Raw genomic sequence first — 14881 nt, 5'->3', positions numbered from 1 at the left:
CTTCTTCGCGTGGTGTTCGGCATTTCCTTTCTCTTAGGCGGGCGTAATCTGCTTTCGCAAGCGCTACCCACGGCAACAGGCCCCGGATCCAACGTCACCCTCGGTGGAGCGTTCTCCGTTTACCAGGAGGACTATGGGAGACAGTATCTCGGCGGCGCCTCCATCTATACCGACATTCATCCGCACTGGCGTTATGGTGTCGAGGCCGAGGCTCGTTGGCTTCGGCTGAACCAGTCCGAAGAGGTCACTCAGTCTTCCTACCTTGCTGGGCCGCGCATCATCGTGAGTCCGCACGCGACGGCTTTTGAGCCCTACGTCAAGCTGCTCGTGGGTGCCGGCCGGATCTCGCTCCCGTTCCACTACGCAAAAGGAGGGTTCTTCGCTTACGCGCCTGGCGGAGGCATCGATTACTCGATTCACAACTACGTCAAGGTGCGCGTCGTTGACTTTGAATATCAACGCTGGCCTGAATTTCCCTATGGTCCACTTCGGCCCTATGGAATCAGCTTTGGGATTAGCTTTCGCGTAAACCCAATTCACCTGGTTCCACTAAGCCGCAGATAGGCGACAGGATCCCACGATTTCATGGGAGCCATTGATTGATTAGTATTCCTCGATCTATGTTCCGCCAAGCGGCCGGAAGTCGTGCACGAAGCCGCTGCGCGAATAGCGCGAAGCGCTGCTCAACGTCGGGCGTGCCGATGAGTACCAGACCTGCGGAACTCCTCGCCGAAGATTGCGCGCAACTCCTCGAGACCGACCATACCGCGCCGGTCCACTTTGCGCGCTCAGGGTTTCAAGAACATGATGACGTGGGTCTTGCGAGCAATAGTGCTTCTGCTTCTACAAGCGCTCGGGAGGCCGACACCTTACGACCAAGCAGATCGACATTGGAGGGGAGCCCCTATCTGCTCTCGCGTATGGGTGGGATATGTAGTCTCTCTTTTCCCTCGCGTCTACACTGCACACATGAGAGAGGTTCTTCGAAAGTCTTCGATGGTTGTCGGTCGTGTGTCGTACCGATGCGGAGATTTCAGCAACAACCTTTCTGCGTCCAATCTTGCTATGGAACTCCTGGGCAAACGCGTCGTCCTTTCGCTCTACCTCTCACCGTCGTAGCCGCGCGGAAGTGAGCATTTGAATTCCTACCTTGATGCCGAGGATCTTAAACGCAACTTCGAGGCTTTGGAGGTCCTGCAGCTTCACCGAGAACGTTGGCTCGAAAATGGCTTACGAAGGGCAGGCGAGAACGGTACAAAACCTGCAGCTCTAGAAGTAGCGTTCACGTTCAAGGACGGAACCACTCGTACCATGCCCGTTAGATTGAAAGCCGACGAGCACAGTTTCTGGTTTCATCGGAAGCTTGATGCGGAGAGTGCGACTGTTGGCGAGAGCTGACGCCAACCTGACGCATCAATGCAAGTCTTAGCATCTCAAGTCGTCACGTTGACGGGGCATCTTCAGGAGAGAGTGCCTTTACTTCGCTGGCGCAATCCTCGAGAGCACGAGCAGGTCTTCTGTTGGGTCGATGATGATGCTGCAAGGGGTCGCTTCAGAAAACGTAAGATTGAGCACGTTAGGAAAGGTCAAAGTTCCGGAACGCCTAAACTGCCCCAATGCAATCTGACCAGCTGGGATGGCTCATGACTGCGTTCAGATGATGCGACTCGCGACCTAGGCTGGCTCCGCAGTCATGAAGCGAAGAGCACGAAATGGCCGCTCTTCTTTCTGGGCAAGCATTGTGAACATCCGGTCATTTTGTAAACCTCTTCAAAGTCTATTCACACAGCGCACTTACGTTAGAGAGAACTTAAAAATCCTGCGTAGAGGCAGCTGTTCCTTAACCATGAAGAAGAACCGTTGTCTCCGCCTGATTCCTGCGATAGCTCTCTGTTTACCTCCTTTGCTAAGCGCCCAGATTGATCGTGCCAACCTGAAAGGCACGGTTTCTGACGCGACTGGCGCTGCTGTGGGCAACGCCACCGTCACGGTGTCATATCCGCAGACAGGCTTTGAGCGGACGGTTCAGTCCACGTCCGCAGGTGAGTATGTGCTCTCGGCCTTGCCTCTGGGCCGCTGTAACGTCAGCGTCTCTGCGGCAGGCTTTGAGACGAAGCACGTCAATGATGTCGATCTGCAGGTTGGCGATTTTCGAACCGTGAACCTGCAATTGAGCGTGGGCGCGGTGGAACAAGCGGTCGCGGTAGCGGCATCTACCGTGACGCTGGACCAGGACAGTGCAGCTACCGGCGGCTTAATCGCGCGGCAGCAGATAGAAAACCTGCCTATCAATGGCCGCAACTGGGCAGGGCTCATGATTCTGGTGCCGGGCGCGATTAACACCGGCAGCGGCAATCAGACAAGCATCCGCTTCGCGGGCCACGGACTGGACGATAACAAGATACTTTTCGACGGCGTGGATGCGAGCGGGATCCTGCGGCAAAGTGAAAAGTCCGATCTACGTATCCAGCTGGCGTCGGAGTCCATTCGCGAGTTCCGCGTGAACAGTGCACTGTACTCAGCGGAGTACGGCGGCACGCCCGGGGGACAGGGGGATGTCGTCTCGCGCAGCGGCACAAACTCTCTTCATGGCAGCGCATATGAGTTCTTGCGAAATGATGTGCTGAATGCACGCGCGCTCTTCTCCACGCGACAATTACCGCTGCGGCTGAATCAATTCGGTGGAAGCCTGGCGGGAAGGATCGTGCGGGACCATACCTTCTTCTTCGCGAACTACGAGGGTCTGCGGCAGGGTTTGACACAGCCGCTGGTGGGCTTTGTTCCAAGCCCAGCCTTTGCGCAGCAGACAGGGCAGAAGTCCCCGGCGCTTGCCACCATTCTTGCGGCCTACCCCATGGGACAAACCGCCACGGCGAACCCAAACGTATACAGCTACACAGCATCAGGACGACAGACGCAAAATGAGGACTTCGGACTGGTGCGTATCGACCAGATATTCAATTCACGGACTTCAGGATACTTACGATTCAACCTGGATCAGGGGCGCCTGCAGGTGCCGCTTGGCGATTCCACGGGCTTTCTTCAGGACAGGCAGCAGATTCAGAACAACCCGAAGAACGGCATCGTATCGCTCGAACACATTTTCAGCGGCTCGTTACTGAACGAGGCGAAGGTCGGCGTCAATCGCACCCCCTACACCATCGCAAATGAGAGTGTGCTGCCGGTCCAGGTGGCGGTACCCGGGTTCACCACGCTGCGTGACAATCTTGTCCAGGTGCAGAACGCCACGGCTTACTCGTTCATCGATACGGTGGACGCAGTTTTCGGGAAACACAGCATCACTACCGGTGGCGGCCTCCGGCGTGTGCAGATCAATCTGGGCAACAGCGCTGAAACTCAACTGACCTACACCAGTCTGGCGCGCTTTACTGCGAACGGGCTGGACAATGCGGCGGTGCTTGCGGCAGTGCCTACGGGGGGCGCGCGCAAAACGGAGTTCGACCTATTTTTTCAGGATCAATACAAATTGCGCCCGAACCTTACCTTGAGCCTGGGCCTGCGGTATGACTCTTTCGGCGCCTTTTCAGAGGTTCTGGGCAGGTCAAAGGACTTCGATCCGCTTACCTGTCCAGGCGGGTTCTGCGCCCCCGGAGGGCCGTTTTACCATGCCAGCCATGCGGATCTTGGGCCCCGCTTCGCTATCACCTGGGCCCCGGGAATGTTTGGTGGCGACACGGTTTTTCGTGGGGGTTACGGTCTGTACTTCGGCGAGGGCCAGCTTGGCGATCTGACCGGGCCGTTGAACAATCTCACGTCCCGGCTGCTGCTGACGAGCGCACAAATCCCGGCCTTGAGCTATCCGCTAACGCCTTTCCTTGCTCTTGGTGCGACGACCGCGAATGCACCGCGTGGCTTGTATCGAGGACGCGTGGATCAGCAGGTCGGAGAGTACGGCGTCTCCGTTCAGCAGCGCCTGCCGTTTCAAATCCTGTCGGAGATCGGGTACCTCGGCAATCACAGTGCGCACCTGCCGTCACGGTCGTACATCAATGTGCTGGACCCGGCGACGAAGACACGGCCGCTACCCGCCTTCGGTCAGGTGGACTATAAGCTAAGCGGCAACAATGCCAACTTCAACGGGCTTTCCGCGACCCTGAATCGGCAGTTCTCCAATGGCCTGCTCTTTGGAGCTAACTACCTCTGGTCGCATTCCATCAACGATGGGTCGACAGGCGGCGGTGAGCAGGACTACCCGCAGAACGTGGCTTGCCGCATTTGTGAACGGGCCAGCAGCGACCAGGACGTGCGGTCGTCGTTCACGGCCAGCGTCGTCTACCAGTTCGGCGCACGCCACGGACACGCTTCAACCCTGCGTGGTATGAGCGGGGCACTTGGCTCCGGCTGGCAGGTGAGCGGCATCGCCATCGCACGCACCGGTCTGCCGCTGAATGTGACGATCTCTCGCAGCGCTTCCACCATTCCCGATGGAAACTCGCTTTCGCCACAACGGCCAAACCTGGTGCCCGGCGTTTCGTTTGTGCCTGCTGCTGGCCGTACACCGCAGCATTGGATCAACGCGGCCGCATTCGTACTGCCGCCTTCGGGCACATTCGGAAATGCGCCGCGCAATCTTCTCCGCGGGCCGGGCACTTGGCAGATCGATGGCGCCGTGCAGAAGGACCTGCTTCATCTGGATCGATACGCGGTGAGCCTGCGCGGCGAAGGGTTCAATCTGCTGAACCGTGCGCAGTACGGCCTGCCTGCCACGAATGTGTCGGCGACCAACTTCGGGCAGATCACCAGCCAGCTGAACCCAGGTGCGACGGGCACAGCTACACAACGTGTCTTTGAATTTGGTCTTCGTATCACCTTCTAAATCAAACCTGAATCTGAGGAACAACTGCCATGCCATCACTTGACCGTCGTCTGTTTCTCAAGCTCGCTTCTGCTGCCGCAGCGAGCCCGCGCCTTCCCCTGCCAGCCGAGGCGCCGGTACGCATCCTGCTACCCGTGAACGTCTGCGGCAGCTTCGGTTATGTAGATAGCAAAGGAACTCTCGCGGTTCCGGCCCGCTACGAGGCTGCCTTGCCCTTTGCGACAGACTGGGCTGCGGTGCGCCGGAATGGTAAGTGGGGATACATCGGCCGCAACGGTCGGGAGACGTTGGCTCCGCAGTACGACGAAGCAAGGAACTTCCGCTACAACTGCAGCCCCGTTCGTGTGGGCAATGAGTGGCACTTCATACGTCCGGACGGTTCGGAAGCTTTCCCGCAGCGTTTTGAACTTACAAGGAGCTTCCAAGACGGACGGGCGCGTGTTCGTGTGGATGGAAAATGGGGCTTTATCGACCCGACAGGCAGGTTGGTGATCCCGCCATTTATCAGACCGTACACGGTTACAGCGATGAGATTGCTCCCGTGCAGCTGAACGATAAGTGGGGCTTCATCGACAAGGCTGGAACTACTATCTTGCCGTTCCGCTACGACACGGTCACCAGCTTCAACGCGGGCGTATGCGCGGTGCTGATGGATGGCAAGTGGGGCTTCATTCGCCATGACGGCTCTATTGCGCTACCTGCTATATGGGAGAAGACGGGAGAGTTTAGCGAAGGCCTGTGCCCGGTGAAGAAAGATGCCAAATGGGGACTTATCGATCTGAGTGGTAAGACGGTGCTGGAGCCGAAATATGACGATATGGGTTCGTTCGATGCCGGGTACCTGCTGGTGACGTCGAACAATCAACTCATGTACCTGGATCACACATTGCAACCAGTTTGGAAGCAGCAAATGAGTTGTCCGGCCGGAACGAATCTAAGGATGTACAAAGCCCCAGCATAGTCCTCCTTAAACAGACCGAATCGAACTCGCCATCTAAGCGTGGCCAGAGGCGGAATCCACCGATACTCGATAGAGCCGCCTGAGCAGCTTTCTACTCTAGCGCCTACAAGCATCAGGATTACCAGCAGGACTTGTACCTTACCTTCTTCGAGCGATATTCATCCCTCCATGCGCGGGGCGGCACACTGGGAATCATTGCGTCAAACACATGGCTTCAGTCTGTTAGCTTCAGCAAGATAAGAAAGCACCTCGCCAGCGAATACGCGTGGCGGAGAACACTTCATCTCAGAGAGAGTATTTGACGCGATAGTAGACACACACGCGTTGATTTTTGAGCGTTCGGCAGGAGGGGCGGAAAACCAGTCGGTGAACTGACGGTTGACGTACGGGAGCAGGACAGATCAGCTTAAGCCATACCATTCCCATTGCATTGCGGGACAGGACTGGTGGTGCTGTGAATATTGTCCGCTCCCCAGAAGATTAAAGAATCATCGAGCACATCCGGAGTGTATCGATTCCCGACCTTCCTGATGACAGCCCGTCAGTTCGCTCGATCGGGAAAGAAGACAGACCTGATCACGAAGTTGCTGGCGAAAACGTTCAGGGAGCAGTAGTGAAAGCGAGCGTGGTCAGCTGTCGAAAGAAATTGCTGTTCTGGCAGACTAGGTCGAAAAAGCGATCTACGCTATTTACAAGCTCACTCCTGATAGCAAATCGCGTTGGTGAAGTTTCAGCATCACGTGAGCGTCTCAGGTTTGTTGTCGAGGACGCAAACTTGTCTTCAGTTCGATCTCAGTGCATTTGTCGGGATCGGCTATAGCATTGATGATTTAGCCTTTAAAATCACCAGATTTTGCTAGGGTGCAGCCACATCTGCAGCGCGAAAGCAGAAGGGCTGCAGTTTCGTTTAGGGCGAATCGAACACCCGATCACCCGTGGTCGGAATCCGTACATGTCTTTGGACCATGCGAGGCGAACCGGAGAGACGATTAGGCAACTCTTCTTTGACGTCCGTATGCGGCTTCCCAAAAGAGTCGTGATTCACAAGCGAACATGCTTTACGCAGGAAGAACAGCAGGGTCTCGCTCAGGAACTCAATGGGTTGCAAATGTTGAGTTGATCGAGATCAACCCTGAAGAATCGATTCGCTCTCTAGCATCTAAGCCTCAAGGAGATCGACTCGTGATAGACGGCTTCCCGATGCGAGGTGCGGTCATTATTTTTGACTCAAATAAGGCGCTACTATGGGCGCACGGTGACGCGCCCAGCGTTCCGGGAGCAGGCGAGATAAGCCAAACATGTTATGAGCTTTGGTGGTGCCCGGAGGGGGACTTGAACCCCCACGACCGGTTAAGGTCTGCGGATTTTAAGTCCGCTGTGTCTGCCGATTTCACCATCCGGGCGTACTGCGGTTGTTAATGCGAGGCCGCCAGGGTGCTGGGCCGGGCGTTTGCCGCCTCGGCTTCCAGCCAGTCGACAAGCTTCGCGAACGGGTCGAAGCCAATCACGTTTGGGCCATCCGCGACAAAGTTTGAGAGCGCGTTCGTGTCGTAGTAGAGCAGGGAACCGTCGCGGTCGTCCACGATGTACTCGACGCCGCCAATGTCGATGCCGGAAGCAGCCATGATCTGCTCGACCTGAGCAATGACTTCGGCGGCAGGCTCGTAGCCCTCCACGCGGATACCCGATTTAGGTGCATCGATGGCGCATGCGGCGCGGTTCAACTCAACGCCGCCAGTGGTGCGGCAGATATCTGCGGGACACAGGTCGAACGTTTCGCCGGTAATGTGTACCTTGATCGCGTACAGGTATTTGCCGTTCAGCACCTCGACCCGAACAATGTGCTGGTCCCGCGCGGGAATGAACTCCTGCACCAGCGCCGTGGAATCCAGACCAAAGGCGAGCTCACCGCGGTCGGCGGAGCGCCGCAGGTCCTCGATACGGTCGAAACGCATGACGCCCGCGCCAGAGCCCCCGATGTTCGGTTTCACCACCACAGGCCAGCGAAGTCCGTCTGTCGCCTTCACTGCCTGCGAAGAACGGTGGATCACCGCTGCTTTCGGATACGGCAGATTGAGCGAATCCAACAGCGACAATTGCGAGGCCTTGGATAGTTCCGAACGAAATGCTTTCACGCCATTGATCACGCGCACGCCACGCATTTCCAGGTGCTCCAGAAAGCCACCTGTATAGAAAATCTGGTCGCCATGATCGCGATTCCACGCAGACGGACTCATTCGATTGAAGACAAGCGAGTAAAGCTCCTCGGGATGGTCGTCAGGCGTGTAACTATGCTCGACCGCGTCAAGTTTAATGTAGTGGGTGCCACGACGATCAAGCTCGGCGAAGAGTGGTTTGAACCAGTTTGGCTGCTCGTAATAGATTGCGATCGGCAGGTCATTGGGCATGAGCGTTACTCCTGATTGCGCACGTGGGACGACAACCACGTGTCCAGTTTAGCGTTGCGGAGTCAGTGAGGGTAGGCGCACCCCCAGGTGCAGGGCTGCCGCCTCTGCCGCAAGCGCTCCGCACATGCCGTGCACACCGCCGGCCGGCGGCGTGGAGGAGCTGCACAGGTAAACGCCCGGGATTGGCGTGGAATAGGGTGGCAGCTTGGGCCGGCGGAGCAGTTGGGTCAACTCCATGGATCCGCCCGAAAGATCGCCGCCAAGCAGGTTAGGGTTCCACGCTTCCATCCGCGGCGCGGTACGCGTGTTCCGCGCCAGGATGACTTCGCGGAAGCCCGGTGCGAAACGCTCGATCTGCGCCTCGATCGCAGCCGTCTTATCCTCGGCACTGCCATTCGGAACGTGACAGTACGCCCAGGCAGTGTGTTTGCCGGCTGGTGCGCGGGATGAATCGAAGAGGCTGGGCTGTGCCAGCAGGATGAACGGGCGGTCATTGCAGCGGCCTTCGAAGGCGTCGCGCTCGGATGCTGCGATCTCCTCCATGAAGGCACCCACGTGCACTGTTCCCGCGCGCCGGCAAAGTTCGTTCTGCCATGGAATCGGCTCACTCAGCGCCCAGTCCACTTTGCAAATGCCGGGGCCGCGGCGAAATTTTACGTAGGGTCGTCGCCGTTCCGGCGCGACGGCGTCTCCGGCAATCTTCAGAAATTGCTGCGGTGTTACATCCAGCAGAGTGCAATCCGCCTGTGGAAGATCGCGTAGCGAGTTCACCCACGTTCCTGTTCTTACGGACCCGCCGAGCGACGTTAGAACTCCGGTCAGCGCGTTTGCGATCGCACCTGAGCCACCGCGCGCCACGGGCCAGCCGCCCGCATGCGCGGTTACGCCGAGCACTAACGCTACGGCACTGGTCGCGGCAAAATCCAGCGGCACGACCGAATGCGCGGCAAGACCGGCGAACAGCGCGCGGGCCCGTTCCGTCGCAAAGGTCGACTGGGCCAGGTGCGTAGCGGGTTGCAGCGCCTTTAGCCCGAAGCCCGCCAGCGCCAGCGGGTGCCGCGGAACATGAAATACAGGCCCCAAGACTTCGTAGATCAGGTCGTTCCATGCGTCGGCGACAGGCTCCATGAGCGAGCGGTAGGCACCGCTGTCTTCGCGCAGATTCGCTGTGGTCTCATCGAGTGAATGAAACAAAGCGACGGCATCTCCCCCGGGCAGCGGGTGCGCAAGCGGAATCTCCGGTTCGACCCATTGCAGCCCGTGTTCCTGAAGCGGCAGCGAACGGAAGAACGGCGATGCCACGCCCATGGGGAAGACAGCCGCGCCGATGTCATGCCGGAATCCCGGCAGCGTTGCTTCCTCAGTCCGCAAGCTGCCGCCCGGAACGTCTTCGCCTTCGAATACGGTCACTCGCACGCCAACCCGTGCCAGCGCGATCGCTGCGCTCAAACCGTTCGGGCCGCTACCCACCACATTCGCGAGCTTCATACTGTGTGGGATGCGTTTTGTGGTTTCTGGAGTCCGTTGCGTGACCATGCTGGTGATGCTGGTCATCGTGCCGTGTCAAATGCGATCCCCTGTACTCGCGGTCGAGACGCCGGAGCGGCTCTACACCACGGAGCACACGGCGATGGCTACGCAATGGCAGTTGTTGCTCTATGCGGCCGATGCGCAGCGGGCAGCCGAGCTGTCCGAAGCGGCCTTCGACGAGGTGGACCGCCTGGAAGCTTTGTTGAGCAATTATCGTGCGAATAGCGAGTTGTCGCGCATCAACGCGCAAGCAGCAACGGACACTCTCACGACCGACCCTGAGACATTCACCTTCCTTATCGAAGCGCAGCGCTGGAGCAAGGCCAGTGATGGAGCGTTCGACATTACGGTCGGGCCGTTGATGAAGGCTTGGGGTTTCTTTCGCAAACAGGGCAGGGTCCCGTTAGCGGATGAGCTACACGCATTGCGTACGCGCGTAGGCTGGCGCAATCTGGACCTGGACCCGGCGACCCGCGGCGTGCGCTTCCGTGTTCCCGGTGTCGAGCTTGATCCCGGCGGTATCGGCAAGGGATTTGCAGTGGATGCTGTGCTCCGTATGTTGCGAGAAGAGGGCGTCAGCGCGGCCATGATCTCAGCCGGCAGCAGCACCATTGGTGCGATCGGTGCGCCAAAGGGCAGCGCAGGTTGGCGTGTCAACGCGCATGATCCGTGGCAGCCCGGTCATGACGTATCGTCTGTGTTGCTGCGCGATGCGACGCTCTCTTCGGCGAACTGCACTGAAAAAAACTTTGTGCTGCAGGGTCACCGCTTCTGTCACATCATGGACCCGCGAACGATGCAGCCGGTTGAAGGCGTGCAGCAGGTGACAATTCAGGATCCCTCGGGCACGGCGAGCGATGCACTCTCGAATGCACTGTTTGTATTGACGCCGGCGCAGAGCGTACGCTTACTCGCTAGGCTGCCGCAGGACCGGGCGCTGATTGTGACAGGCCCAGAGGACCACCGGGTCTGCACCGCGATACGATGGCAGGAGCCGATTGCGTCCGGTTTTTGTGCGCGCATCGTGGAGGTGCAATGAATCGTCGTACATTTCTACAAAGTTCAGCACTTGCCGCTGCGTTTCCGCACGGAGCGTACGCGATGCCTGCACCCCGTAGTGCGAACGACCGTATCCAGGTGGGCGTGATTGGCCCGGGGAGCCGTGGCAAAGAGGTGTTGCGCCAGATGTTGCACGTGCCCGGCGTTGAGGTGGTGGGCGTTGCTGACATCTACGAGCCACGCTTCGCGCAAGCGGACAGCGTTGCCGGTCATCCGGTGTTTCATACAATCGATTATCGGGAGCTGATTGCGCGGCCCGATGTGGATGCGTTCCTGATCGCAACGCCGCTCTCCCTGCATCGCGAACACCTCGAAGCGGTACTCGCTTCCGGAAAGCCTGTGTATAGCGAGAAGGCGATGGGCTTTACCGTGAGTGACTGCCAAAGCATCTACAACGCTGCGCGGCATAGCCGGAGCATTTTGCAGATCGGGCACCAATACCGGTATGCGCCGTGGATCCTCGCCAGCATGGATCGAATTCGCAAGGGCGAGATCGGCGAGCCCACGCACGTCTACGCCTATTGGCATAGAAACAATAACTGGCGGCGGCCCGTGCCGAAGGACGATCCTGGGGGCAAGCTGGAACACCTGATTAACTGGCGCCTGTATCGCGAAACCTCTGGCGGCCTGGTCACGGAACTCGGCGTTCATCACATCGACATAGCGAACTGGATTTTCGGTGGCCAACCCACGCACGTGCTCGGCACGAACAGCATCGTGCGCTATCGGGATGGCCGCACGGTTGGCGACAACACACAATGCACGTTCCTGTACGACGGCGGCAAGCGCATGGTATTCAGCTCGCTGACCGACAACGCGAAGCTTGGCAATGAGTTCTGGGTGTACGGCACCGAGGGTAGTGTGCAGTTCACCATTGAGGACGCGGTCTTCTACTACGAGAAAAAGAAGACACCGCCAAAAGAGGCAAACGCTACCGTGGTGGAACACGGCGTTGAAACGGGCGCCAGCTACAGCACCGGCAATGAGATGCCATATCGCGGCCCGGGTGACAAGGTGCAGGTCACCTATGTCGATCCCACGCTCGCCTGTGCTGCGGCATTTTTCGCCGCCGTCCGTGGTGGGGCGAAGCCAGTGGCGAATGCCGAGGTCGGCTACCGTGCCGCGATCGCCTGTGCAGTGGCGCACGACGCTCTCTTTACGGAAGAAAAAACGGTCATACCGGCGCTGCCGGTTGCGTGAGCATGTCTCGACCCGTGCATACGACTCCGGCTTCCTTCATTGATCTCGCGCATGTCTCCGTCATGCGTGGCGAGGAGATTGTGCTGCATGATTTGGCGCTGCACATCCCAACCGGGCAGTGTGTTGCAATCCTGGGCCCAAACGGATGCGGTAAGTCGACGCTCGTGCAGACACTCACGCGCGAGCTATACCCATTGGTCGCGCCCGGCATGCAGGTGCGCGTCTTCGGACGCGAGCGGTGGGATGTGACAGAATTGCGGCGCCGACTGGGCATCGTGCCTTCCGCACCGCCACCGCGTGACGCGCTCACCGTGCCGGCGCTCGACGTTGTTGTCGCTGGATTCTTTTCAGCCGCGCGTCTTTGGCCGAACTTGCGACCGACCACAGCTATGCGAGAAGAGGCGCACGCCACGATGGAGCAGCTTGGTGTGGCCGCGCTTGCTGACCGCGAACTTGGTGCGATGTCCGCCGGGCAGCAGAAGCGTGTCATGATCGCGCGCGCTCTTTGCTCCAGCGGTGATGGCAGCGGTGTACGCGTTCTGGTGCTGGATGAGCCGTCCAACACGCTCGATTTACGCGCGCAACATGAGCTTCGCGAGACGTTGCAGCGGCTTGCGACGGACGGAGTCGGCCTGGTGCTGGTGACGCATCACACGCATGACATCACGACCGCGTTTCAACGCGTGCTGCTCATGAACACGGGGCGGATCGTAGCGGACGGCGCACCTGCCCAATTCCTCACGTCGGAGGAGCTCAGCAGGCTATACGGCCTGCCACTTCACGTGCAGCAGCGTGACGGTCTCTACTTCGCGCTTTGAGCGGGAGGCAGCAGGCCTCCACGCGCGAAACATGCGCACGCCGCAAAGGCTGCCGCGGAGCTGTGCTGCATCGCGCATAACTGCTGAGGCCACGATGCGCGAAAGGCAAGCTGTCGCAGGCCGGATGCGACCGATCTTTCGTACGCATCAATCTGTACCGCGGACGTGTCCGGAGTGGTTTGCCAACGATGCAGCAGGTCGTTGACAGATGCAGCGGTAAAGGCCGGTTCCTGGTAAAGCGCACGAAAATCGTAAGCCGTCGACCACTGCGGCGTCGCACCCGCCTGCGCTGCAGCGACCCGCTTTTGATAGTTCAAGAGTTCTGCGCTGCCCGGATCGATCTGCGCAAGCAGGTATGCGGGGGCATTGGTGCTGACGGGCGAGAGGGAAGGGATAACTTTAAGCGGAACGGAGCCACTCTGTGCGCTGGCACCTTCGAGCAGGTGTATCTCGTCGATGTGGGTATGGCCGGCGACAAAGATGCGCACCGTGTCTGTGTACTGCATGATCAGGTTGTTGAAGTCGTCGCTCGGGAAGAAGGTCGCTGGTGCTTCACCGTGGCAGATGTCGTGCGGGTGCATGTAGGTGCGGTACACGTTTAACTCCGGCGGTATGTGTGCCAGAAGCCACACCGCCTGATGCGCGCGCTTTGCCTGGGCAAGCTGCGCACCGACCCAGGTCAGCAGCGCAGTCGCGCTTGCGCCATTGCTCTTTTTGTTGCAGGTGCCGCGGTAATCCGAAGAAAGGTAAAGGTCATCCAGTACAAGGATGCGCGTGTTCGGCACTGCAGCAGCTAGTGGCAGGTTGTAGGAACCGAAGCGCTTAAAATCCTGCTTCGCACGTGTTCGCTCCGCTGGTGAAACGCCGGTCCAGCCTGCGGCGACGGCGTCTACCAGTCTGTTCAGAAAACGGCTGTTTTCGTCGAGCGCGTAGTCTTCGCAATCGGTGTCGTTGTTGCCGAGCGCCAGGTGAATCTGCGCCTTTGGAAATCGTTGCTGCAGCTGAGACAGTTGAAATTCGACCGTTTTCACAGCGAAGTCGGCAAGACCGGCTGTATCGGTGCCACTGGGATCGAGCAGAGCGCGATAGCGGCAACTGAAGCCGTGAACCAGCATATCGCCGCCGATCAAGACGATCGACGGCTGTGCCGCACGAGCATCGTTGAAAGCAGAAAGCTCCAGCGCTGCGTCTGCATCCGCGAGCTTCACGGTACACGTCTTTTGCAGAGCGTCGAACTGTGTATCTGCGTCTGCCGAAGGCGCTTCAGCAAGAATGGCCGCCCATTGTTCCGGGGGCGCAGCGGCAAGGCGCTTCGCCTTGGCCGGGTCGCGGAACGGGTCAAGATGCGGATCGCTCATCAGCACCGCCGTGACCGTCGTCTCAGGTAAGGACTTCGCGGTGGATTGGGCTTCCAAGGCCGGCCGTCCGTTGCATGCGAGCAGAAGCATGCTGACGCGAACGAGAACGCGTACAGCGATGCGTACGGTCTGTGACAAAAGGCCTTTCCATCGGCCGGGAACTTGCGCGCGCATCAATGATCGGTTCCGGTAAAGGCAATTTGCAGCGGCACCAGTTCCGGCTGCTTGATTTTGGTCGGCCCCAGCACCGCAACACGCGGCACCGGACCGCGGATCATCGCAAGTTCATCACACGCGTGCAGCCGCGGGCATTTCTGGCAATCCTTATAAATCTTGTCGGGCAGTGCCGTGCGATCCATCGTGGTGCGAAAGCCGTACTGGAAAAAGAAATCGGGTATGCGGGTGAAGAGGCACGTGGTTTGTATGCCGTGTTCTTCTGCCTCGGCGAGAAGTGCCTGAATCAATTTGCCGCCAGCTCCTTGGCCTTTCGCCTCCGGCTTCACGACAATCGAGCGCACCTCGGCAAGATGTGGGCCGTACAAATGCAGTGCACCGCAGCCGAGGAAAATTCCACCCTCGGACTCCGCGACGTAGAAGTCACGTACGTTTTCGCAGATTTCCGCATACTGACGGCGTAACAGTGTGCCGTCACCAGAAAGCGAATTGACCAGTTCGAAGATGTTGGCCGCATCCTGCAAGCGGGCCTTACG

Annotated in this window: 11 protein-coding genes, 1 tRNA gene and 1 pseudogene; 8 read left to right on the top strand and 5 right to left on the bottom strand. The window is 58.8% G+C overall.

The genetic code is table 11. The features are described 5' to 3' along the window. Positions 1-12: 12 nt before the first annotated feature. The 5 genes and pseudogenes from ACOFKT_RS08265 to ACOFKT_RS08245 all read left to right on the top strand — a co-directional run. On the top strand, positions 13-564 hold the full coding sequence (locus tag ACOFKT_RS08265; protein WP_419806921.1) for a hypothetical protein: 552 nt from the start codon (positions 13-15) through the stop codon (positions 562-564). A gap of 1282 nt (positions 565-1846) precedes the next feature. After that, complete coding sequence (locus ACOFKT_RS08260) at positions 1847-4837, top strand: TonB-dependent receptor domain-containing protein (RefSeq protein ID WP_419806920.1); 2991 nt, start codon at positions 1847-1849, stop codon at positions 4835-4837. 29 nt (positions 4838-4866) lie between these two features. Next, entirely contained in the window at positions 4867-5388 is a 522-nt protein-coding gene (locus ACOFKT_RS08255; RefSeq protein WP_419806919.1) for a WG repeat-containing protein, read from the top strand. Then, on the top strand, positions 5295-5798 hold the full coding sequence (locus ACOFKT_RS08250) for a WG repeat-containing protein (protein ID WP_419806918.1): 504 nt from the start codon (positions 5295-5297) through the stop codon (positions 5796-5798). The genes ACOFKT_RS08255 and ACOFKT_RS08250 overlap by 94 nt, the downstream gene beginning before the upstream one ends. 104 nt (positions 5799-5902) lie before the next feature. Next, positions 5903-6100 (top strand): annotated as a pseudogene (locus tag ACOFKT_RS08245) (Eco57I restriction-modification methylase domain-containing protein); the annotation flags it as partial. 1012 nt (positions 6101-7112) lie between these two features. Here the strand turns inward: ACOFKT_RS08245 and ACOFKT_RS08240 are convergent. From ACOFKT_RS08240 to ACOFKT_RS08230, 3 genes are all read right to left on the bottom strand, one after another. Further along, positions 7113-7201 (bottom strand) — tRNA-Leu (locus tag ACOFKT_RS08240). Between the two features lie 12 nt (positions 7202-7213). After that, positions 7214-8206 carry an ATP-grasp domain-containing protein gene (locus tag ACOFKT_RS08235; RefSeq protein ID WP_419806917.1) on the bottom strand — a complete coding sequence of 331 codons (993 nt, stop codon included), beginning with the start codon at positions 8204-8206 and terminating at the stop codon, positions 7214-7216. Positions 8207-8254: 48 nt separating this feature from the next. Next, the gene (locus tag ACOFKT_RS08230) at positions 8255-9694 is read right to left on the bottom strand and encodes a phytoene desaturase family protein (protein ID WP_419806916.1); all 1440 of its coding nucleotides are present in this window, start codon (positions 9692-9694) and stop codon (positions 8255-8257) included. Between the two features lie 46 nt (positions 9695-9740). Here ACOFKT_RS08230 and ACOFKT_RS08225 point away from each other — a divergent pair, with 46 nt between their 5' ends. From ACOFKT_RS08225 to ACOFKT_RS08215, 3 genes are all read left to right on the top strand, one after another. Then, entirely contained in the window at positions 9741-10775 is a 1035-nt protein-coding gene (locus tag ACOFKT_RS08225; RefSeq protein WP_419807138.1) for an FAD:protein FMN transferase, read from the top strand. A gap of 62 nt (positions 10776-10837) precedes the next feature. Then, a complete protein-coding gene (locus ACOFKT_RS08220) occupies positions 10838-11995 on the top strand; it encodes a Gfo/Idh/MocA family protein (protein WP_419806915.1) in 1158 nt (385 codons plus the stop codon). 2 nt (positions 11996-11997) lie between these two features. Continuing rightward, on the top strand, positions 11998-12813 hold the full coding sequence (locus tag ACOFKT_RS08215) for an ABC transporter ATP-binding protein (protein WP_419807137.1): 816 nt from the start codon (positions 11998-12000) through the stop codon (positions 12811-12813). On the opposite strand, the gene ACOFKT_RS08210 is transcribed toward ACOFKT_RS08215, so the two are convergent. Together ACOFKT_RS08210 and ACOFKT_RS08205 are read right to left on the bottom strand one after the other, a co-directional pair. Beyond that, complete coding sequence (locus ACOFKT_RS08210; RefSeq protein WP_419806914.1) at positions 12798-14309, bottom strand: metallophosphoesterase; 1512 nt, start codon at positions 14307-14309, stop codon at positions 12798-12800. The genes ACOFKT_RS08215 and ACOFKT_RS08210 overlap by 16 nt on opposite strands. A gap of 35 nt (positions 14310-14344) precedes the next feature. After that, positions 14345-14869, bottom strand: coding sequence for a GNAT family N-acetyltransferase (locus tag ACOFKT_RS08205; protein ID WP_419806913.1), 525 nt, complete (start codon positions 14867-14869; stop codon positions 14345-14347). Positions 14870-14881: the final 12 nt, after the last annotated feature.

The organism is Terriglobus sp., assembly GCF_965201105.1.
Lineage (GTDB): Bacteria > Acidobacteriota > Terriglobia > Terriglobales > Acidobacteriaceae > Terriglobus.
The sequence above is the reverse complement of the archived record's forward strand: the minus strand, read 5'-3'. Positions and strand labels throughout refer to the sequence as shown.

What these genes read in the sequence shown, in the direction of transcription:
- ACOFKT_RS08250 (WP_419806918.1), top strand. Translation starts at nt 5,295, where the DNA reads ATGGGGCTTTATCGACCCGACAGGCAGGTTGGTGATCCCGCCATTTAT.
- ACOFKT_RS08215 (WP_419807137.1), top strand. Translation starts at nt 11,998, where the DNA reads ATGTCTCGACCCGTGCATACGACTCCGGCTTCCTTCATTGATCTCGCG.
- ACOFKT_RS08220 (WP_419806915.1), top strand. Translation starts at nt 10,838, where the DNA reads ATGCCTGCACCCCGTAGTGCGAACGACCGTATCCAGGTGGGCGTGATT.
- ACOFKT_RS08255 (WP_419806919.1), top strand. Translation starts at nt 4,867, where the DNA reads ATGCCATCACTTGACCGTCGTCTGTTTCTCAAGCTCGCTTCTGCTGCC.
- ACOFKT_RS08235 (WP_419806917.1), bottom strand. Translation starts at nt 8,206, where the DNA reads ATGCCCAATGACCTGCCGATCGCAATCTATTACGAGCAGCCAAACTGG.
- ACOFKT_RS08230 (WP_419806916.1), bottom strand. Translation starts at nt 9,694, where the DNA reads ATGAAGCTCGCGAATGTGGTGGGTAGCGGCCCGAACGGTTTGAGCGCA.
- ACOFKT_RS08225 (WP_419807138.1), top strand. Translation starts at nt 9,741, where the DNA reads ATGCTGGTGATGCTGGTCATCGTGCCGTGTCAAATGCGATCCCCTGTA.
- ACOFKT_RS08260 (WP_419806920.1), top strand. Translation starts at nt 1,847, where the DNA reads ATGAAGAAGAACCGTTGTCTCCGCCTGATTCCTGCGATAGCTCTCTGT.